23 protein-coding genes are annotated in these 21463 nt (G+C 42.7%); 12 read left to right on the top strand and 11 right to left on the bottom strand.

Annotation, left to right across the window (positions count from 1 at the left end):
- Nucleotides 1-6 precede the first annotated feature (6 nt).
- From ibaG to BIW53_RS11685, 6 genes are read right to left on the bottom strand one after another with little or no spacing between them, the layout of a single operon-like run.
- On the bottom strand, nucleotides 7-264 hold the full coding sequence (gene ibaG / locus BIW53_RS11660; protein WP_070992142.1) for a BolA family iron metabolism protein IbaG: 258 nt from the start codon (nucleotides 262-264) through the stop codon (nucleotides 7-9).
- Nucleotides 265-269: 5 nt separating this feature from the next.
- Nucleotides 270-569, bottom strand: a complete 300-nt coding sequence (locus tag BIW53_RS11665) for an STAS domain-containing protein (RefSeq protein ID WP_070992143.1) — start codon at nucleotides 567-569, stop codon at nucleotides 270-272.
- A complete protein-coding gene (locus BIW53_RS11670; RefSeq protein ID WP_070992267.1) occupies nucleotides 556-1230 on the bottom strand; it encodes an MlaC/ttg2D family ABC transporter substrate-binding protein in 675 nt (224 codons plus the stop codon). Before BIW53_RS11670 ends, BIW53_RS11665 begins: the two co-directional genes overlap by 14 nt.
- A gap of 8 nt (nucleotides 1231-1238) precedes the next feature.
- On the bottom strand, nucleotides 1239-1784 hold the full coding sequence (gene mlaD, locus BIW53_RS11675) for an outer membrane lipid asymmetry maintenance protein MlaD (protein WP_070992144.1): 546 nt from the start codon (nucleotides 1782-1784) through the stop codon (nucleotides 1239-1241).
- A 16-nt stretch (nucleotides 1785-1800) separates the two neighbouring features.
- Entirely contained in the window at nucleotides 1801-2577 is a 777-nt protein-coding gene (gene mlaE / locus BIW53_RS11680; RefSeq protein ID WP_415839075.1) for a lipid asymmetry maintenance ABC transporter permease subunit MlaE, read from the bottom strand.
- Nucleotides 2577-3419 carry an ATP-binding cassette domain-containing protein gene (locus BIW53_RS11685; protein ID WP_070992153.1) on the bottom strand — a complete coding sequence of 281 codons (843 nt, stop codon included), beginning with the start codon at nucleotides 3417-3419 and terminating at the stop codon, nucleotides 2577-2579. The genes mlaE and BIW53_RS11685 overlap by 1 nt, the downstream gene beginning before the upstream one ends.
- 181 nt (nucleotides 3420-3600) lie before the next feature.
- Here BIW53_RS11685 and BIW53_RS11690 point away from each other — a divergent pair, with 181 nt between their 5' ends.
- The 11 genes from BIW53_RS11690 to mgtE all read left to right on the top strand — a co-directional run bounded on the left by BIW53_RS11690 (nucleotide 3601) and on the right by mgtE (nucleotide 12476).
- Complete coding sequence (locus BIW53_RS11690; RefSeq protein ID WP_070992155.1) at nucleotides 3601-4560, top strand: calcium/sodium antiporter; 960 nt, start codon at nucleotides 3601-3603, stop codon at nucleotides 4558-4560.
- Between the two features lie 11 nt (nucleotides 4561-4571).
- The gene (locus tag BIW53_RS11695) at nucleotides 4572-5543 is read left to right on the top strand and encodes a KpsF/GutQ family sugar-phosphate isomerase (RefSeq protein ID WP_070992156.1); all 972 of its coding nucleotides are present in this window, start codon (nucleotides 4572-4574) and stop codon (nucleotides 5541-5543) included.
- Between the two features lie 111 nt (nucleotides 5544-5654).
- Entirely contained in the window at nucleotides 5655-6209 is a 555-nt protein-coding gene (gene lptC, locus BIW53_RS11700; RefSeq protein ID WP_070992158.1) for an LPS export ABC transporter periplasmic protein LptC, read from the top strand.
- The gene (lptA, locus tag BIW53_RS11705) at nucleotides 6199-6726 is read left to right on the top strand and encodes a lipopolysaccharide transport periplasmic protein LptA (protein WP_070992160.1); all 528 of its coding nucleotides are present in this window, start codon (nucleotides 6199-6201) and stop codon (nucleotides 6724-6726) included. Before lptC ends, lptA begins: the two co-directional genes overlap by 11 nt.
- Before the next feature lie 2 nt (nucleotides 6727-6728).
- Nucleotides 6729-7454 carry an LPS export ABC transporter ATP-binding protein gene (gene lptB / locus BIW53_RS11710; RefSeq protein WP_070992161.1) on the top strand — a complete coding sequence of 242 codons (726 nt, stop codon included), beginning with the start codon at nucleotides 6729-6731 and terminating at the stop codon, nucleotides 7452-7454.
- Between the two features lie 57 nt (nucleotides 7455-7511).
- Complete coding sequence (locus tag BIW53_RS11715; RefSeq protein WP_070992162.1) at nucleotides 7512-9029, top strand: RNA polymerase factor sigma-54; 1518 nt, start codon at nucleotides 7512-7514, stop codon at nucleotides 9027-9029.
- Between the two features lie 27 nt (nucleotides 9030-9056).
- On the top strand, nucleotides 9057-9344 hold the full coding sequence (gene hpf / locus BIW53_RS11720) for a ribosome hibernation promoting factor (RefSeq protein ID WP_010376661.1): 288 nt from the start codon (nucleotides 9057-9059) through the stop codon (nucleotides 9342-9344).
- Between the two features lie 2 nt (nucleotides 9345-9346).
- Nucleotides 9347-9799, top strand: a complete 453-nt coding sequence (gene ptsN / locus BIW53_RS11725) for a PTS IIA-like nitrogen regulatory protein PtsN (protein ID WP_070992164.1) — start codon at nucleotides 9347-9349, stop codon at nucleotides 9797-9799.
- A gap of 18 nt (nucleotides 9800-9817) precedes the next feature.
- Nucleotides 9818-10663 (top strand): RNase adapter RapZ, encoded by an 846-nt coding sequence (gene rapZ, locus BIW53_RS11730; RefSeq protein WP_070992166.1) that lies wholly within the window; start codon nucleotides 9818-9820, stop codon nucleotides 10661-10663.
- Nucleotides 10664-10667: 4 nt separating this feature from the next.
- Nucleotides 10668-10940 carry an HPr family phosphocarrier protein gene (locus tag BIW53_RS11735; protein ID WP_070983158.1) on the top strand — a complete coding sequence of 91 codons (273 nt, stop codon included), beginning with the start codon at nucleotides 10668-10670 and terminating at the stop codon, nucleotides 10938-10940.
- 177 nt (nucleotides 10941-11117) lie between these two features.
- On the top strand, nucleotides 11118-12476 hold the full coding sequence (gene mgtE, locus BIW53_RS11740) for a magnesium transporter (RefSeq protein WP_070992167.1): 1359 nt from the start codon (nucleotides 11118-11120) through the stop codon (nucleotides 12474-12476).
- A gap of 35 nt (nucleotides 12477-12511) precedes the next feature.
- Here the strand turns inward: mgtE and pmbA are convergent, their stop codons facing one another.
- The gene (gene pmbA, locus BIW53_RS11745; protein ID WP_070992268.1) at nucleotides 12512-13861 is read right to left on the bottom strand and encodes a metalloprotease PmbA; all 1350 of its coding nucleotides are present in this window, start codon (nucleotides 13859-13861) and stop codon (nucleotides 12512-12514) included.
- Between the two features lie 128 nt (nucleotides 13862-13989).
- Here pmbA and yjgA point away from each other — a divergent pair, with 128 nt between their 5' ends.
- On the top strand, nucleotides 13990-14514 hold the full coding sequence (yjgA, locus tag BIW53_RS11750) for a ribosome biogenesis factor YjgA (protein ID WP_175442131.1): 525 nt from the start codon (nucleotides 13990-13992) through the stop codon (nucleotides 14512-14514).
- A 49-nt stretch (nucleotides 14515-14563) separates the two neighbouring features.
- Here the strand turns inward: yjgA and BIW53_RS11755 are convergent, their stop codons facing one another.
- The 4 genes from BIW53_RS11755 to BIW53_RS11770 form a co-directional block, all read right to left on the bottom strand.
- A complete protein-coding gene (locus tag BIW53_RS11755; protein WP_070992171.1) occupies nucleotides 14564-14983 on the bottom strand; it encodes a BLUF domain-containing protein in 420 nt (139 codons plus the stop codon).
- Between the two features lie 278 nt (nucleotides 14984-15261).
- Nucleotides 15262-16701 carry a metalloprotease TldD gene (tldD, locus tag BIW53_RS11760; protein ID WP_070992173.1) on the bottom strand — a complete coding sequence of 480 codons (1440 nt, stop codon included), beginning with the start codon at nucleotides 16699-16701 and terminating at the stop codon, nucleotides 15262-15264.
- Complete coding sequence (locus BIW53_RS11765) at nucleotides 16694-17521, bottom strand: carbon-nitrogen hydrolase family protein (protein ID WP_070992175.1); 828 nt, start codon at nucleotides 17519-17521, stop codon at nucleotides 16694-16696. Before BIW53_RS11765 ends, tldD begins: the two co-directional genes overlap by 8 nt.
- 56 nt (nucleotides 17522-17577) lie before the next feature.
- Nucleotides 17578-21450: a YhdP family protein gene (locus BIW53_RS11770; protein ID WP_070992177.1), complete on the bottom strand. Its 3873-nt coding sequence runs from the start codon at nucleotides 21448-21450 to the stop codon at nucleotides 17578-17580.
- Between the last annotated feature and the right edge of the window lie 13 nt (nucleotides 21451-21463).

Below are 21463 nucleotides of genomic sequence, written 5' to 3' on the forward strand. Positions count from 1 at the left end.
ACTCCGTTATTGCGGTAGAATAAATTTGCGTTCTCTTTGCCACTCCGTCGGCGTAAATGCTTTGATGCTCACGGCATGAATAGTGCCATCAGAGATAGTTTCCATCAATGGACCATATACTAGTTGTTGCTTTTTAACGCGACTTAAACCGTCAAAACACTCTCCAACTGCTATCACTTCATAGTGATTACCATTGGCTTTAACGATCACTTCTTGCAGTGACAATGCGTCTTTTAATAAAGTTTCGACTTGGTTTGTTTCCATTAGACTCACTCAAATAAGTTCGATACCTGCCCCAACGCCATTAAGTTATGGAGTTGTTCAGGCACATTTTTAAGCTCAAGGCGTTTGCCCTGACTCTGTAATTTACCTAGGGAGTGAATTAACCAAGCTAAGCCCGCCGTGTCAACCCTAGAGACCTCAGAAAGGTCAAAATAGCGTACTGACTGAACGTTTTCTATCTGTTGGTTAAGAAGGCGTTCATTCACTAGGCTATTTCTAGTTAATTCACCACAAATACGGACAAGTTCATCATCATGCTTCACAAATTCCACTTTATTTGCTGCCATCATCCCCCCTAAACTGGACAGGTAAACGGCTTTTCTTATCAAGAAGCTCTATTACATGTTCAATGCCTTGTTGGCGTAAAATACCATGTAATTCTGTTTGTTTGGCATCCAATAAACTTATCCCTTCTGCCATCATATCATAGGCACGCCACTCATTATTTGAGCTTCTTCGCACTTTAAAGTCGATTTTGATATCAGGCTTACCTTCTTCAACAATTTTAGTCTTCACTATCGCAACCTGTTCATCGACAAACTCTTTCGCTTTACCAAACTCAACTTGTTGATTTGTATACTGTGTGAATACCCCCGCATACGTCGCCACTAGATAGTTTTTAAAGACTTCAATAAACTGCTTAATGTGCTCAACTGCTTGGGCTTTCTCTTGCTTGTCTTCGATATTTCTCACTTTTTGGATATAGCTACCCAATACTCTGTACGCGGCGTACTTATAGTCGATGTACGGCAGTAACTCTTGTTCGACTATGACGCGAAGGTGCTCTTTATCTTCCAGTATAATTGCTTGGTCTTTCGTAATGCGCTTAAATGTATTATCGGCAACTTGCTGAACCATTTCGTACGGATCCTGTAAGTTCACCGCATCATTTGCATATGTCGTACTGCTGCAAATCATTAATGCAGCAACGAGAAGGATTCTTAACATCGCACCCATTATTCACTACCTTGATTAAATAAAAACTGCCCAATTAACTCTTCTAATACTAATGCAGACTTAGTATCAGTGATCAAATCACCATTTTTAAGAGCTCTACTCTCAACACCAAATAGATCCTCAAGTTCAGAGTCACTACTTCCTGTTACTTCATTACCCAAGCACTTTTGTTTTGCCGAGTCTGAAGCGATAACAGGAGAAATGCCAAGATACTGCTCACCTAAAATCCCAGAAGTAAGAATAGACACTGATGATGTATCTGAGAACTGACACTCGTAGCTCGCATCTATACTCATTGCTACCACAGGAACAAACTCTTGAGGATGAATGCTGATCCCGTCCACGCGACCTATCACAACGCCACCAACTTTTATCGGTGCTCGGGTTTTCAATGAACCTATATTTTCAAACTTAGCGTTCAACGTATAAGTTTCACCATTGCCGCTAATGCCAGAGTTCGCAACTTTAAGTGCCAATACCGCAAATGCAGCAACGCCCAATGCGACAAACAAGCCAACTAATATTTCTATTTTCCGTGTATTCATTTGTTTTTAAAACCTTTTAACCTGTAAACATCACAGCAGTCAGTAAGAAGTCAAACCCTAATACTGCCAATGAAGAATGGACCACAGTCTCGGTCGTAGCCTTACTTATCCCTTCTGATGTGGGGATACAATCGTAGCCTTTATACAGCGCTATCCATGTCACGATCAGTGCAAAAACAAAGCTTTTGATCATGCCGTTTAATATATCTTTTTCGAACGAAACTTGAGACTGCATGATTGACCAAAAACTACCTGAATCAACCCCCAGCCAATCAACCCCCACCAAATGTGCGCCAAGGATGGCTACCGCAGAAAAAATCAGCGCCAGTAAAGGCATACTAATGAAACCAGCCCAAAATCTAGGAGAGATCACACGACGCAGTGGATCGATGGCCATCATTTCTAAACTGGAAAGCTGCTCTGTTGCTTTCATTAAGCCTATTTCAGCGGTTAACGCACTACCGGCGCGTCCAGCAAACAACAATGCAGTAACAACTGGGCCCAGTTCGCGCAACAAACTCAGTGCTACTAGAGGCCCTAAACTATCTTCTGCGCCATAGTCGACCAATACGGTGTAGCCCTGTAACGCTAAAACCATACCAATAAACAAACCAGAAACCATGATAATCAACAGCGACTGGTGTCCTACCATATACAGTTGACGCACCAGTAATGCGGGTCCCTTACGTAAGCTTGGCACTCTGACTAAAGAGCCGAACAGCATTTGTGTTGCTCGTCCTATCGAAGCAAATCGACTGAGAGTCTTATGGCCAATCGCTTGAAAAAAATCTATCACTGCTGACTCCCCGCTAATAGCTCTTCTTCATAGTCTTGCGCCTTATAATGGAATGGTACTGGACCATCTGAAAGACCTTGCAAAAACTGCTGGACTAATGGGGATTCGTGCTCCTTCATTTGCTCAGGTGTTCCACTGCCAATCACCCCTTGCTCTGCAATAATCACAACATGCTCGGCAATGCTCAATACTTCATTAACATCATGCGTTACGATCAGTGATGAAAGCCCCAATACTTCATTGAGTGATTTGATTAGTTTGACTAACACGCCCATTGAAATAGGGTCTTGTCCAGCGAAAGGTTCATCATACATGATTAGTTCTGGGTCCAGTGCGATTGCGCGAGCCAAAGCCGCACGCCTTGCCATACCACCTGACAATTCTGAAGGCATTAAATCTTTCGCGCCACGCAAACCAACCGCCTGTAGCTTCATCAGTACCACAAGACGAATGAGGTCCTCACTCAACTGAGTATGCTCTCGCAATGGAAAGGCAACGTTATCAAACACGGACATGTCGGTAAAAAGTGCACCACTTTGAAAGAGCATACTCATTTTAGTTCGTGTTTCGTATAAGGCCTTACGTGACATACTGGGAATGCTTCGCCCTTCGAATAAAATATCCCCTTGCTCTGGCTTCAATTGGCCACCAATCAGGCGTAACATTGTTGTTTTGCCGATACCACTTGGACCCATTATGGCGGTTATTTTTCCTTTTGGTACGGAGAAACTCATGTTTTTATAGATGATCCTATCACCCCGCGTGAAAGTCACATCCTTGATTTCTACAATTGCTTGCGACAAGCCGCTCTCCACATCTACTTTTACTAATGATGCCATAATACGATTTTTTGCTCTGCGAAGGAAAAAAGTTTTCGTAATTTTTTGTAATATAAAATGTCTGACCCGAACCTGAATACGCCTAAAATAGGCTATCAAATCCCCTCTTTTACTTATACTTTTGCGAGGGCATTTGTTACTATTTGCGTCATTGTAACTTAATCAATCGGCTTCACTTTTTATGGTTTTATCTTTTGTCATTCTGATTCTCGGATTTGTAGCATTAGTATGGAGTGCAGATCGCTTCGTTTTTGGTGCTGCAGCGCTCGCGCGCAATTTCGGTGTACCCACACTGATAGTTGGCCTTACCATCGTAGCGATGGGTTCATCGGCACCTGAGATGATGGTCGCGGCTCAAGCCGCACTGGCAGATAAAACAGACACCGCTGTAGGTAATGCGGTGGGGTCAAATATTGCGAATATTTTATTAGTGCTTGGTATTACAGCTTTGCTGCGCCCTTTATCAGTTAGCTCAGGCATATTAAAACGTGAGATGCCTTTACTTGTTCTAGTATCACTAGCAGCATGGTTTATTGTTAGCGATGATCACTTTAGCTTTGTTGAAGGGGGGGCTTTGCTAATAGGATTTATTGCATTTTTACTGGCTTTGATCGTTATCACCAAAAAAAGTGGCAACAGCGACGACCCTCTGATCAACGAAGCCTGCGATGAAGTACCCGACAACGTTCCAACAAGAAAAGCTGTGTTCTGGCTAATCATCGGTATGGTATTGCTACCAGTCAGTTCTGCGTATTTAATTGATGCTGCCGTCGATATTGCAAAATATTTTGGTATGAGTGATCTACTGATAGGTCTAACCATTATTGCTATAGGTACCAGTTTGCCTGAGCTTGCTGCCTGTGTCGCTGGGGTTTTAAAACAAGAAGATGACCTTGCACTTGGTAACATAATTGGCTCTAATATATTCAATATATTAGCCGTACTGTCTATCGCTGGCATTATTAACCCAGCCAATATTGATATCAATATCGCTGGACGCGATATTTACATCATGCTTGGTGCGACTTTAGCATTGGTGTTTATGAGTCTTAGTTTTACTGGAACACGTCGCATTAATCGCTTTGAAGGTGGTCTTTTACTCGCTGCGTTTATTGGCTATATGTACTTCATCATTATGTAGGATCCACTTTCATGTTATCAAAGCAGTTTATTGATACCGCTCAGCGAGTTATTGAAATAGAACGCCAAGCCATCGTTGAAATAGGCCAATATATTGACGCGCATTTTGCACGCGCTTGTCAGGCAATTTTTGATTGTCAGGGACGAACTATTGTCATTGGCATGGGGAAATCAGGGCATATTGGCAACAAAATTGCTGCAACGTTTGCAAGTACGGGTACGCCTGCATTTTTCGTTCACCCTGGAGAAGCGAGCCATGGCGACCTGGGTATGATCACAAAGCAAGACGTCGTATTGCTGATCTCTAACTCAGGTGAAACCAGTGAAGTTCTCAATATCATCCCAGTGATAAAACGTATCGGCGCAAAAATAATTGCCATGACGGGCAACCCACAATCATCGATGGCTAAACTAGCTGACGTCCACTTGAATATTGCAATTTCACAAGAAGCTTGCCCTCTAGGTCTTGCACCAACAGCCAGCACCACAGCGACGCTCGTTATGGGTGATGCTCTTGCTGTTGCTCTTCTCGAAGCGAAGGGGTTTACTGCGGATGATTTTGCCCTTTCACACCCCGGTGGCTCACTTGGTAAACGTTTACTGCTCACATTAAACGAAATCATGCACAAAGATGAGCAAGTGCCAATCGTTTCTCATACAAGTACTATCAAAGACGCACTGTTTGAGATGTCAGCGAAGGGACTGGGCATGACCACTGTTGTAAACGATCGCGATGAGTTAATTGGCATATTCACGGATGGTGATCTGCGGCGTATTATCGAACAAAGAGTTGATTTACACCACACACCTATTCACAAAGCTATGACGGTTAATTGCACAACAGCAACATCAGATATGTTGGCCGCAGAAGCTTTAAACATAATGGAAACGAAACGAATCAACGGCTTAGTTGTCATAGATGAAAGTAACCGCCCTATTGGCGCACTCAATACGCAAGACTTGCTACGAGCAGGAGTGCTGTAACATGAACTTAAACATGCTTAGAGCAGCTGAGCGCAATTCATTATTCATTCATCAAGCGCACTATAGTTTGAGTGTTGGTGTAACGCTACGATCACGTTTTGGAAACTTGTAATGAGTAGTAGTCGAGTCATTTTATTTATTGTTTTTGTCATCGCAATGACCTGGCTGTGGTATCCATATTTGACACAAAAAGCACCAAAAACAATTTCACAGAGCGACATTATTGCGAAACCCGATTATATCGCAACTGAGTTACAACAAACTTCATATAATGAGGCTGGAATTAGAACTTATACGGTTACGGCCGTTAAAATGGAGCTCTATCAAGATCTTGGATTTAGCCATTTTACCGCACCGGTGTTTAATTTGTATAACGGCTCTCAGAGCTGGCTGATCTCTTCCCAAGAAGCCACTTTGTATGAAAATAATACGTTAATGTTAGAAGGTAATGTAGAAGCTCAAAATCTCACAACGGGTGCGATGATCACTTTGATAAAAGCGGACAATATACGCGTTGAAATTAATGAGCGACTAATGCAGTCGGAAAGGCCTGTTGAAATCACAGGTCCTAGTTTAAAAATTACCGGTAAAGGTCTCTATGCCGATTTAAACACCGATATAATTGAATTAATAAACCATACTCGAACTATTTATTATGACCAATAAATTATTATTTACCGTAACCATACTTGGGTTGCTAATGTGCCAAAGCGTTAACGCTCAGCCAAACAAAGTGACCAGTGAGGTTTCTATTAAAGCTGGTAAACAGCAAGCTATGCTAAAAACCAATATTGGTATATTTGAGCAAAATGTAGAGATCATTCATGGCAACCGAAAAATCAATGCAGATAGGTTAGAGGTTCATCGCCGAGAAGAATTAGGTGATAATAAACAACTACTTGTAGCAACAGGAAACCCAGCCCGCTTCTCTGAAAAGCAGTCCGATGGCAGCGAGCTTACCGCCAGCGCTCAAGAGATCCGCTATGATGTTGCCAACCGTACTCTGGTTATCAAAGGAAACGCAACCATTAACCAATCTGGACAAATTATCCAAGCTCAATCAATTACCTATGACATGGAAAAACAGCTTATCAGTGCTGAAAGAGGTGAGCAAGATAGCGCACGCGTGCATACCATTCTGGTACCTGAGAAAAAGCCAAAAAATCCAGATCAAGGTAAATAATTATGAGTGTATTAACCGCAACGGCTCTGGCCAAGAGCTACAAGGGCCGACAAGTTGTCAAAAATGTTAGCCTAAGTGTTGAAGCTGGTAGCATTGTGGGCTTACTCGGTCCCAATGGCGCAGGTAAAACAACTAGCTTTTATATGATTGTTGGTCTTGTTCCAAGTGATCATGGTACGGTTTGTATTAACGACCATGATATTACGCTGTTACCTATGCATAACCGTGCTCGCCTCGGTATAGGTTATTTACCACAAGAATCATCCATCTTCAGAAAGCTAACAGTGTATCAGAACTTGATGGCTATTCTAGAAACGCGCAATTCATTAAACAAAACAGCTAGAGAACAAGTTTTAAACGAGTTATTGGACGAGTTCAATATCCAACATATCCGTGACAGTTTAGGTATGGCTTTATCTGGTGGTGAACGACGTCGTGTTGAAATTGCTCGCGCTTTAGCCGCTAATCCAAAATTTATCCTGCTAGATGAGCCTTTTGCTGGTGTTGATCCCATTTCAGTGTTAGATATAAAGAAGATAATCGAACATTTAAAAAATAGAGGGATCGGTGTACTGATCACCGACCACAATGTTCGAGAAACCCTTGATGTATGTGAAAAAGCCTACATAGTATCACACGGTGAACTGATCGCATCTGGTACGCCTGAACATGTTTTAGCGGATCAAACAGTAAGAGATGTCTACCTTGGTGAACAATTCAGGCTATAGTTAATATACGCTTGGTCACAATAATAAATAGAGAATGAGAAGGATTGTTAAAGGTACATGAGGCAATCGTTACAGCTGCGCATGGGGCAGCAACTTACCATGACACCACAGTTACAGCAGGCTATTCGTTTGCTGCAATTGAGTACGCTGGATCTACAACAAGAAATTCAAGAAGCGCTCGATAGCAATCCGCTGCTTGAAATAGAAGAGTCTGATTCCGATTCTGACCTCGATAATGACGCCCAGGAAAAAAATGGTAAAGATAATAGCCATGACGATGCAAACCAAGAGCAAGACACATACGAAGTAGAAGCCGTAAGCGACTATGAAATGGACTCCGATGCGGCACTAAGCAAAGACACCGTAAGCGAAGAGCTAGCCATGGATGTTACTTGGGATGAGTACATGAGTGCTGCTCCAGCAGCCAGCAGCGGTCCGATGCCCGAAGACGAAACGGTATATCAGGGTGAAACGACTGAAACACTCCATGAATACTTGATGTGGCAACTCGAACTCACGCCTTTTAGTCCTACTGATCATGGTATCGCAGTCGCTATCGTTGAAGCGATTGATGATAACGGCACGCTAACCCTGAGCACCGAAGATATTCTTGAGAGTCTTAATGATGGCAATACCGAAGAACAAATCGAATTAGATGAGGTTGAGGCGGTATTAAAACGTATTCAATTGTTCGATCCAGTGGGAATTGGCGCACGTAGTTTGCAAGAGTGCCTGTGTATTCAGCTAAACCAATTTGATCCGGCAATCACACCTTGGCTCAAAGAAACCAAAATGATCCTCAATGAGCACATAGACCTACTAGCGAGCCGTGATTATCGCACCTTGATGAAAAAAACAAAACTCAAGGAAGCTGAGCTCAAAGAAATTATGACTCTGATTCACACACTTAACCCAAAGCCCGCCGCGAGTATTATTCGGGAAGAGTCAGAATATGTGATCCCTGATGTTTCAGTTAAAAAAATCAAAGGCCGCTGGGTGGTTGAACTAAATCCAGATTGTATGCCCAAAATCAGAGTAAATGATCACTACGCAGCCATGTCTCGCTCTGTAAAATCAAGCACTGATAGCCAATTTATTCGCTCCCACCTTCAAGAAGCTAAATGGTTCATTAAGAGCTTAGAAAGCAGAAATGAAACATTAATGAAAGTTACTAATTGCATTGTTCAACAACAACAGGCATTCTTTGAACATGGTCCTGAAGCAATGCGACCTATGGTGTTAAATGATGTGGCTGAAATGGTAGAAATGCACGAATCTACCATCTCTCGAGTTACCACTCAAAAATATATGCATACACCTAGGGGCATTTTTGAGTTGAAATACTTCTTCTCAAGCCATGTGAGTACAGAAAACGGAGGAGAGTGTTCATCCACAGCGATTCGAGCACTTATCAAAAAGCTAGTTGCTGCAGAAAATACCGCCAAACCATTAAGCGATAGTAAAATAGCAGACATCCTAGCAGAGCAAGGAATAAAGGTGGCCCGACGCACCATAGCAAAATATCGGGAGTCGTTAGCCATTCCACCGTCCAATCAGCGCAAGAGCTTGATTTAGACGTAATACCAAAGAAGGAAAATGCTTATGCAACTAAATTTAACTGGTCGTCATGTAGAAATCACAGATTCATTAAGAGACTATGTAACCAACAAGTTTGCGAAGCTGGAAAGGCATTTTGATCACATTAATAATGTGCATGTGATCTTAGATGTTGAAAAGCTGGTCCAAAAGGCCGAAGCCACCTTACACGTCAATGGTGGAGAGTTATTTGCTTCAACTGAACATCAAGATATGTATGCTGCGATCGATGGGCTTATTGATAAGCTAGATCGCCAAGTAATTAAACACAAAGAGAAGCTTACTCGACACTAATCATGAAATTAAGCTCACTTATAAATAAGGACTGCAGCAAGGCTGCGGTCCTTTTTAATAGCAAAAAACGGGTTCTCGAATACATCAGTGAACTAGCTCATGAACAGCTCCCTGAGCTAAGTCAGCATGATATTTTAAATGCATTGATGAGCAGAGAAAAACTCGGAAGCACTGGCATTGGTAAAGGCATAGCAATCCCGCATGGCCGCATTGAAGGTATCGATGAAGTCACTGCAATGCTACTAGTAAATCAGCAAGGTATTCCCTTTGATGCTATCGATAATCGCCCAGTTGATATATTTCTCGCGTTGATAGTCCCAGAGGGTGACAATCAACAACATTTGAAAACTCTAGCTGCTATTGCTGAAAAGCTAAATAATAAAGAATTCTGTAAACAACTACGCAATGCTGGTAATGACGAGGAACTTTATGCCATTATTGCTTCAGCAGAGTAGGTTACTAAAGGAAGCATAATGGAATTAATCATCATTAGCGGCCGCTCGGGTTCTGGAAAGTCAGTCGCATTGCGTGTGCTCGAAGACTTAGGATATTACTGCGTTGATAACATTCCAGTTAACCTGCTGCCGTCATTAGTACGCAGCGTATCCGACAATTATGATAAAATTGCCGTTAGTATAGATGTGCGCAATCTCCCAAAAGAACAACAAGACTTTAACGATATCCTAGAGTACTTGCCAGGCTTTGCGAACCCGATGTTGTTTTACCTTGATAGTGATGACAACACGCTAATCAGGCGTTTTTCAGAAACTCGTCGCCTGCATCCATTATCTATGCATGATCTGCCTTTAGATTTGGCAATAAAAGCTGAAAAAAAGCTACTAGATGTACTCACTACCCGTGCAGATGTCCTGATAGACACCACCGATTTGAGCGTTCACCAATTGGCAGAAACCATCCGAGAGCGAATTTTAGGTAAGAAAGACAAACAGCTTATCGTAACCTTTCAATCATTTGGATTTAAGCACGGTATACCTAAAGAAGCTGACTTTGTCTTTGACGCACGTTTTTTGCCCAATCCCCATTGGGAACCTGAACTAAAGCCATTGACTGGTTTAGATCAACCCGTTAAAGATTATTTGGCAAGTCACAGCATCGTACAAAAATTTACGTGGCAAATTCAAACTTTCGTGCAAACTTGGTTACCCCACCTTGAGCGCAATAATCGTAGTTATTTAACCATTGCTATTGGCTGTACTGGCGGGCAACACCGCTCTGTTTATTTAGCACAAACAATTGGTGAAAGCTTTGCACGTACACATCCAAACATAAAAATTCGCCACAGAGAACAAGATACCTGACTTTATGCGTTGTGAAGATACTTTCTTAATTCAAAACAAATGTGGATTACACGCCAGAGCGGCTTCCGTCCTTGCTCAATTAGCGGTCAAATTCGATGCACAAATTACCTTATATCAGGATGATAAATCTGCCGATGGTCACAGCGTATTAGCATTACTGCTACTAGAAAGTAGTCAAGGCAAAGAAGTCAAGGTCGTTTGTGATGGTCCTGATGCACAAGGAGCTCTACAAGCAATTGGTGAGCTCATCGCTCAAAAGTTTCATGAACAAGAATAAGTTAGCAAATATATCTTATATATAAAATCCTCTTAGATACTTGGTAAGCAGGCAGAATTTACGTTAAACTCTTAGGCAATGAGTTGTGCCTGACTTTCCTTGTCATACCCTAGCTGGCTCTTCAGCTTCTCCTTAGGCACTCAAGTTAATAATAACCAAAGAATTTGAAGGAAGCCTATGCCTGAAGCCCTTGAACAAGACTATACACTGCAACAGCTGCAACAAGTAACGCAGGCATTAAATAGTGGACAGTTTGTTCAAGTCAGACGTATTTTGGCTGAAACAGCACCATGTGACACCGCACTACTACTTGAGTCTTCCCCACACAAGGTTCGTCGCCAACTTTGGCAACTTGTTGACCCTGATATTCAGGGGGATGTACTGGAAGAACTCTCTGAAGATGTTCGTCTTAGTATCATTGTCCAGATGGAGCCCGAGCTCATTGCCGCTGCTACCGAAGACATGGATGACGATGACCTTGGTGAAGTACTTAGAAGCTTACCTGAAACGGTCTATCAAGATGTTGTCGGTGCGATGGATGCTCAAGACAGAGAGCGTGCGACTCAGGCTTTATCTTATCAGGAGCGATCTGCCGGTGCATTGATGAACACCGACACGGTCACCATTCGCCCAGATGTCTCTCTAGATGTAGTACTCAGATACCTAAGGCTCAGAGGCGAGCTTCCAGATGGCACCGATGATCTTTACGTGGTTGATAAAGATAACTGTTTTATAGGGGCTCTATCACTTAATAGCCTACTGACAAATTCGCCCGAAAAGCTAGTCCGTGATTTGATGGATACAGAAAAAGAGTCGATTCCCATCACCATGGAAGAAAAAGAAGTAGCGCAACTATTTGAACGCCACAATTGGATTTCTGCTGCGGTTGTTGATGACAATGCACATTTGTTAGGTCGTATCACCATCGACGATATTGTTGATGTTATTCGTGAAGATGCTGAACACAGCTTAATGAGCATGGCTGGTCTTGATGATGAGGAAGATACCTTTGCACCAGTGTTCAAAAGCTCTAAGCGTCGTTCAATTTGGTTGGGTATCAACTTGCTCACGGCGCTTTTAGCAGCCTTTGTTGCCAGCTTCTTTGAAAGTACGCTCGACATTCTACCATTTTTAGCTGTACTCAACGGGATTGTTCCCAGTATGGGAGGCGTTGCAGGTAGCCAAACATTAACTTTGGTTATTCGTGGTATTGCTTTAGGTCACATAAACCAAACCAACCAACGGTTTATCCTCAGTAAAGAGCTTGCTATCGGTGCACTCAATGGTGTGCTCTGGTCTATTCTGATTGCTGGGGTCGTCGCATTATGGCGATGGGATTTTGTGCTAGGTGCAGTGATTGCTTTTGCTATGTTTATGAACTTGCTAGCGGCGGGTATAGCCGGTGCAAGTATTCCCATTATTTTAAAACGCATGAAGATAGACCCTGCATTAGCAGGCAGTGTGGTATTGACTACTGTGACTGATATTGTAGGGATTTTTGCCTTCCTCGGTACAGCGACTTGGTTCTTAGTTTAATCACGAAAGGGGCTATATCGCCCCTTGTTTATTCTTTAAGCTCCAGCTACTTGCATAGAATCTATTAAAATCGAACCAGTTTGCACACTGCCTCGATATTCAATATCTCCACCTATCGCCTGAATATTTTTGAACATGTCAGCCAAATTACCCGCTATGGTGATCTCGCTCACCGGATATTGGATCTGACCATTTTCGACCCAGAAACCAGAAGCACCTCTAGAGTAGTCACCTGTCACTGTACTCACTCCTTGTCCCATAAGTTCTGTGACCAATAACCCTGTCCCCATGGTACTTAATAACGCACTTAGGTCGTCGTGTGTTTGTTGTACTAGCCAATTGTGTATGCCCCCGGCATGACCTGTTGAGGTCATGCCTAGTCGACGAGCGGCATAACTGGATAATAAATACGTTCTCAGTTCACCACCGTGAATTATTTCTCTATCCAGTGTTTTAACGCCTTCACTGTCGAAAGGACTTGACGCTAAACCCTTGGGTAGATGTGGTCTCTCCAATACATTGACACAAGGATTAAATATTTGCTGGCCTAATTTGTCCAGTAAAAAGCTAGACTTGCGATACAACGCGCCACCACCGATTGCTGACACAAGATGCCCGAATAAGCTATTTGCGATGTCAGCCCTAAAAATAACAGGTGTTTTCATCGTATTTAGTTTCTGGCTATTCAACTTAGACAATGTTGCCTGCGCCGCTTCCAAGCCGATTGCGGTCGCTGATTTTAATCCCTGACGTTCACGAGAAATTGTATATGCAGAATCGCGTTGCATCTGCCCACCATCTTTACCTATCACCATAGTACTGAGCGTATGGCGAGTACGAGGGAAACCTGCTAACAAGCCATGGCTGTTACCGTACACCCGCAACCCTTGATGACTGGCAAAACTTGCGCCATCTGAATTGACGATACGCTCATCAGCATTAAGCGCTGCTTTTTCTGCTTCGATGCACAATTCAACACCTTGCTCTGGTGTCACCTCCCATGGGTGAAACAGATCCAAATCCGGTGGTGACATTTCGAGTAACTCTTTATCAGCAACACCATTACAGGGGTCATCCGATGTAAACTTGGCTATATCTACCGCTTTTTCAACCACCGCTCTAATTGCCTTGGGACTTAAATCTGCGGTGGACGCGTTACCTTTGTGATTGCCCACATAAACACACACTCCTAAGCCACCATCTTGGTTAAACTCAATGGTTTCTACTTCGCCCATACGAGTACTTACAGATAAACCGGAGGTGCTGGACATTGAAGCTTCAGCTGCTGTTGCACCAAGCTTTTTTGCGTGACTTAGTGCTTCTGACACAGCTTGTTTTACTTCATCAATTTGCGTATAGATTGGGTGTTGCTGAGAATGTGCCATGCTCATCATCTCTTCAAAATAATCACTATAATCTAATGCTAACACACATCTAAACTATCACCCCATTGAGAAAAAGCATTTATGCCACAAAATTGGTATACTTAGTACAAATCCGAAAACCTGTAAATATCATGGCGAAGCAAAACAAACCAACCACTGAAGAAGAAATCATTTACGTATCAAAAAGCGAACTTAAACGCGATGCACAGCAGTATCAACAGTTAGCACAAGATCTCGCCAATATGCCTAAAAAACAGCGAGATAAACTCCCGCTCAGTGATGATCTCATTGAAGCCATGGTTGTAGCTGACAAGATCCGCCAAAAAAGCGAAGCTTATCGACGCCACATCAACTACATCACTAAAACCCTACGTTTGACAGATAATGTAGCAGATATCGAGGCTGCAATTGGTCTAATGCTCAATAAAAATAAGCAAGCTGACGTATTGCTTAACAAGATTGAGTTGGTAAGAGATGAGTTGATCAGCCAAGGTGATAGCAAAATCAATGAACTATTAGATAAATATCCAGAGTTAGAACGTCAAAAAATGCGTCAACTCGTCAGACAAGCAAGCAAAGAAATGCAAGCTGAAAAACCTGCCAAAGGTTATAAAGAGCTTTTTCAATACTTAAAAGATGCAATGATGCCTTAAACAAAAAAAACCAGCTTCAAGCTGGTTTTTCAATGTCGAACGAAAGTAGCTAAAGCGTCGGTACAGACTGCTTTAGCGCTTTTAGCATCATGTATGCACTCGCGCCAGACATAAGATAAGGGTTAAAATCGGCAGCTTCTGAGAACTTCAAGTTAATTGGTACCGAAATAGTTGAGCTAGGAACATAGCCCATGCTCCAATCAGAAAAGTCCCGTGAGTCTATTTCCCGATAATCTAACATCACAACACTATGATGCCTATCATCATTTAAAATACGTTTATATGTCTCATTGACATCAGCTCTGGGGCCTTCTAAGCATTGTAGAAAATAATCACAGTTGAAGCACAGCACACCTGTAATGTTGTGTTTCATATTTTTACATCGAGCCGCTTCTAAAATACCTTCTATTGAGTGCTGTGAAAAGTTATCGCCAATCGTGCTGGCGTAGATTAACCGTGTTAAAAACATATCCGTTACTCTTAGTTTGGTTAAGTACAAAATTAACTTTAATCTACGCCCCCAAAAATGCGAGTAATCTTGCTCAGTGAGTCACTATTTTCTGTTTTTACTTGCGTGTATATGTTTTTTGCAGTTTATATCATGAACTAAAAAACCAGCATTACACTGGTTTTTACTGTGCACTTTAGAGCGCCTCACTCTAGCTACTTAAGGAACATCCAAGGTAAAATCTTTACCTTCCCCCACAAAGCTTGTTATCAGTAAACATTAATAACAGAGGACTTCTTCTAAGCTGTACCACCTACGGTGATTTCATCAATCTTCAAGCTAGGCTGACCAACACCTACAGGCACACTCTGACCATCTTTTCCACATACACCAACCCCACGATCTAATTCCAAGTCATTGCCAACCATTGAGATCTTGTTCATAACATCTGGACCATTACCGATCAATGTGGCTCCCTTAATGGGCTGGGTGATTTTTCCATCCTCAATTAAGTATGCTTCAGAGGCAGAGAATACAAACTTTCCTGATGTGATATCTACCTGACCACCACCAAAGTTAGGTGCATAAATACCTTTTTTAACACTGCTGATAATATCTGCTTTTGTATCAGCACCTGGCAGCATGTAAGTATTTGTCATACGTGGCATAGGCAGATGTGCATATGACTCTCGGCGGCCATTGCCTGTTGGCGCGACCCCCATAAGCCGAGCATTTAGCTTATCCTGCATATACCCTTTCAAAATACCATTTTCAATCAATACATTATAGCCTGCTGGCGTACCCTCATCGTCAACATTGAGCGAGCCTCGACGATTGGCCATAGTCCCATCATCAATCACTGTACATAAATTTGAGGCTACCTTTTCACCTACTTTACCGCTAAATGCAGAGGCACCTTTGCGATTAAAGTCACCTTCTAAGCCATGTCCAACGGCTTCGTGAAGCAACACTCCAGGCCAGCCTGCACCTAACACAACCGGCATAGCTCCAGCGGGTGCATCAATTGCTTCTAAATTAACTTTAGCTTGGCGTACCGCCTCCTGTGCGTAGCTCAACCAACGAGGCTTTCCTTCTACTAGTTCTTTAAAATAACCATAGTCTAAGCGGGCTCCACCACCTGCACTACCTCGCTCACGACGACCATTTTTTTCTAACAATACAGAGCAGCTTAATCTAATTAACGGGCGAATATCCGTTGCAAAAGTGCCATCACTCGCCGCAATGAGTATTTCTTCATAAACCGCTGAAATAGAACTAACCACTTGTTGTGCGTCAGGTGCTAGCTCTCGAATTGCATTTTCGACTTCTCTCAATAAATTTATTTTTTCTGCATCACTCATACTCGTTATGGGTTGAGCTGGTGCAAACTGCTGGCGAACAGTGTGCTCACTGAACACTTGAATCTTTTTTTCTTCTCCTGCTTGCGCGATGCTTCGGGCCGCCATCGCTGCTTTGTCAAGCGCTTCAATATTAATTGCATCTGAATACGAGAAGCCTGTCTTATCGCCCGCTACCGCTCGAACACCAACGCCGCGTTCGATGTTATAGCTCCCTTCTTTTACCGAGCCATCTTCTAACACCCACGTTTCGTGATGACTAGATTGGAAGTATAAGTCCGCATAATCTACTTTATGCTGATGTATGTAACTTAACGTTTGCTCTAATTGCGCTCTATCTAACTGACTATCAGTCAGCAAATGCTGTTCGACACTATTCATAAAACTCACTCTTAAATCTGTTGTGAACCTGCACTGGCATATCTGTGCGAAGCCGATGCAGCTGCGTTAAGTCCAGCTCTGCGCTAATCATCCCTAATTGTTGCTTTGCATCTGACAAAACCTCACCCCATGGTGATAATATTAGGCTATGTCCGTATGTTTTGCGGCCATTTTCATGTGTACCATATTGCGCTGGGGCTATAACAAAACACTGATTTTCTATTGCTCTGGCCTGTAGTAAAGGTAACCAGTGTGCAGCTCCCGTCACAGTTGTAAATGCACTTGGCACCAATAATATTTCGGCCCCTAAGTTGCGCATTGCTTGGTAAAGGCCTGGAAAGCGTACATCATAGCACACACTCAAACCAATCTTACCGAACGGGGTGTTAACTACCACGACCTCAGTACCTGCGATTGTTAAGCGAGATTCACGATAGCCTCCACTACCATCAGCGACATCAGCATCAAATAAGTGAATTTTATTGTAGCGAGCAACCACTTCGCCATCGTCATTTAGTAAAAAGCTCGCCGCGAAGTAACCTTTCTCACTCCCTTTGACTGCAATTGTTCCTGCGTTGAGCCAAATTTTATAACGTCGACATAGTTCGCCTAACTTATCCAGCCAGTACTGATAGTTTTGAGCAAACTGCAGCGACTGTTTTGCATCTTGCATAAACGCCAACCAACTCTCCGGCAAACATACCAAGGTCGGCTCTTTGAGATCACTGTGCTCTAACCACTGTTCTAACTGTTGAAAGTTATGCTCTGGTTGCATGCCTGAACACATTTGTATCGCTATAACACGCGCATTAAATGGCATAATACGAACTCCAAAAATATATGTTGACGCAGCGCTCACCAAAAGCTCGTGAACATCTAGCCCACCACAGGTGTAAAATCTGTGCTCTCATCGTGAAGTTCTGTGGGTTTGGGCTGCTCTGTTGTGGCAGGTTTATCATCATTAACAGGCGGTTGGTTTCTCGCAGCCTGAGGAATTTCGACTTCTCTACTTTTACGATCAATCTCTTTGACAACTGGCTCTTGCATTGTGCCCGTTACTTTGAACTTAATCTCAGATATGACTCTGGCGGAGTGAATGACTTTATCCAGCGCTAGTGCAGCTAACCCCGATACAGGGTTTACCATCCACGCCACAATAACAGGAATACTCGATGTCACCTGAGGGGCAACAGCCAAATCATAGTTGATCTCCTGAGTATTGAGGTTAGCATAACCCTGTATGCTCAAATCCGCTGGCACGCCATCTAATTTGGTATCTTTGGTATACGCAATTCCTTTGTCCAATTGCACACTGCCTTTCATTTGATTGTAAAAAAAGCCTTTTGAGAACACATCTCTAAAGTCCAGTTTCAACTTTCTTATCAGTGAATCTAAACTTAGCAAAGAAAACACCCGTGCGCCCTGATCACTCACTTCTGCCAAATGCCCTTCTCCAAGCTCCCATGTAATTTCACCAGCAAGACTGTCGATATCAAAGTCATATGGCGCACCATGCCAGCTAAGCTGATAATTGAGATTCGCTCTAGAATCTTTGATAGTCGAAGTGAGATCAAATTCATCGAATAGCTCTCCAATATCTTTGCTATTCATAATACCGTCAAAGTAACTTACGCCATTGATCCAACGTCCTGCGCCTCTTAACACATGTTCTTGCTTGTCCACCACAATTTCAGACACGCTCAACTGCTTACCATCCCCAAATAGTGAAGCACTGACTTTATCTAATTGATAAGTTTCTAACTTGCAGTCACTACAATTGAACTCAATTGCAGGTACTCGGGTAAGCCAATCAAGTTCCTCGTTTGTAGCTTTAGAATCTACTTTTTGCTCTAATAGATTAATTCTTAGGTAATCGCTATCTATACGTATAGGTCTGCTTGAGCCTGATTCTGGCAACATTGCTGTTATCCGTGCTTCTTTAGCATTGATACGCATCGTCATACCATCATTACTTGGAAACATTCGCACTTCCAAATCAGAAAATGGAATATTGGCAACCTGTGCATATGTCGACTGCACAGTCAGTTGCTCTAAAGAGGGTAACACTCCACGCTCGTCAGGGTTCTTTGGTGGTAATGAAATAATGCGGTCAATGAACTCAATCCATGGGTCCAGCTCTAATTGCTCTTGTGTAATAGCAACATGAAAGCCTTCTCCTGTGAGCCCCTTATTATCTCTTCCAACGCTAAGTTGAGCTTGACTCAACTGTGCAGATTCATTGTCTAAAATACCGTTGAAAAATAACCTATCTGCAAGATTAACTGTTATCAAGTTTGAGATGTCATCGCCTTGAACCTCACCTTGCAGTAACCAAGTTTCTTCTTTGTCTTTTTGATAAGGTGCAGGAAAAGAACTTTCTACCCCCTCTAAGTTGGCATTAAATTTAGCATTATAGCTAAAACCTTGCTCTGAAAAGTTTAACTGCACATTAGTATGTAATTCGTTTTGACCTTCTATAAAACCATCTAATAGCCCTTGCGTAAAGGGCACAAGGCGCTGCGATTGCGCAAGTAAAGTTGCGTTCACATTAACGGCATAGTTGCTATGATCTCCATCAGCCATAACATTGATAGAGATAGGCATATCTAACCAGGTTGCATTACTTTTTGTTAATTCAATCTTGTCATCCACAAAATGCAATATACCCGTTACTCCAGACAGCTGCATGCCTGGTTGCTTTAGCATGACATCAGCACCATTTAAATCTACACTACCGATTGCACTGACCGCCAGTGAGCGTAAATCAATATCAAGTTTAATCTGGGTACTCATCTCACCTTTGCCTTGTACAATGCTCAGAATATCCACCAAAGGTTCACTTAATGGCGTTTTTGCAAAGAAAGGCAACAATGTTTGTGCATCCGTCGTGTGTACGATATCTACGTATAAGTTATCAGCTTGGTTGAGATTGGGAAGGGTCACGACTACAGGCGCACTCAACTGCTGATTGATCAAATCCCCTGCATTGGCAAAAATATCCATCCGCTCGTTGGCAAAATGTAAAGTAACATCACCATTTTTAAGTGCTGGCCAGTCCGGTGCGAACATAAATTCAGCCTGCGTGATATGAGATAAAACCTCAAACTGCCCGCTCCTATCCTCAAAAGGAAACGCAGATAATGGACCCGACAGCAACACCTGAGTAGTGCGGAGCTGGCCGCCTAAAATGCCACGATTTAAATAATCAATCAGACTCCTCTGCATGACGGTCTGCGGGAAGTAGTCACCAGCTGTTTGAGCATTTCCCCCCAGCATTTCCGCATACAAATCCAATTTAGCTACATCACCCAATGTTAAGTGCATTTCAGCAGCTAAAGTAATATCTTGATTATTAATCCATAGCGAGTCACTACTAAGGTGCCATTGATTGTTCAACTGATATAACTGTAATTCACCATTAAGCTGCTCATAAGCCAGAGGTTTTGTAAACATATCCGCGGTTTCAAGCTGTGACTGTTCACTAAACAAATTGATAACTGCCGCATTATTTTTCCACAGCATTTCCGCTCGTAAGTTATTAACTCCAGGGATCCCATTGTAATTGGACCAACTCAACTGACTCCCATTCAACCACACATCAAATTGATGCTCTGCATCCCAGCTAATTCGCCCTTGCAGCGTCCCCTGAACATCTAAACCAGTTACGCTATCGACCCAATCAGCCTGCGCCAGAAGTGTAAACTGTTTCACAAGCTCTAAACTCACGTCGTCAAACCATATACGTCGTTGGTTATCGCTGAATAAACCTTGCAATTTGGCTGGTATAAATTGCTCACCATCCAGAGCAAACTCTAACTCGGAGCTAGTGAGATGCCATTGTTTGGCTTGAGGCATTAGTTTCAGCTGTCCGCGTGTAAGGGCCAGTGAATGCCGCTCGCCTGCTTCTTGCCACTGCATTTGGCTTGGTAAAGTGTTAATCGTTACCTCTTGAACCTTACCATGCTCAAGCCCTAGCCAAAGCTCACCATTTAACTCTGTAGCTATGTGTTTTTTCTGCGTTGAGATTTGCTCTGTCAGCCATTCCGCTACATCTAGATTTTGCGCCTGCAAGTACACTTGTCCTGCCAAGTCCCTCAAGGTTGAACCTGTTAAAGATAGACGCGCAGCAAAGCGCCCTTGTTGCAAACCTGGAATAGCAACTTCACCTTCACCTTCATGGCTGTTTGGACTATTTTGCCAAATCAAGTCGTTTAGCAGTAGTGTATGTTGTAAGCCACTTTTCATACGTAGGTTGAGCTGACTGGACTGAATTGAAAAGTGCCCTGTCTCGCCCAAAAATAGACTTTCGATCAGTGATTGTTGCTCAAAATCAGCGCTGCCAGAGTCATTGACTTCAGCCAACTTGGCAACATCCACTTGAGCTGAAAACCCTTCCAAAACGAAATAATTTGAACGAACTTGTAAATTTCTCAGTGATTCAAGTACATTCAATTGCAAACTGGTTTTCGCGATTGATAAGGCTATAGGCGCGCTTTGATTGTCAACAAATGTTAGATTTTCCAACACCAATGCGGGGCCTTCACTTTCCCAACTAGCACTGATAGAACCTATGCTAATGTTCACATCCAACTGCTGATAGATTATATTTTCAATATCCGAGCGATAATCATTGGCGTAGGGCAAGCTATACTTTACAACCGATACCAGTACCGCAAGCGTAACAAGTGTAATAGCAAACACCTGCCATATCTTGCGGATACAAAAAAAACAAAAGGTTTTAACTTGCATGAGACGTTACGTC

Origin of the sequence: Pseudoalteromonas byunsanensis (genome assembly GCF_001854475.1) — a bacterium.
Taxonomy (GTDB): Bacteria; Pseudomonadota; Gammaproteobacteria; order Enterobacterales; family Alteromonadaceae; genus Pseudoalteromonas; species Pseudoalteromonas byunsanensis.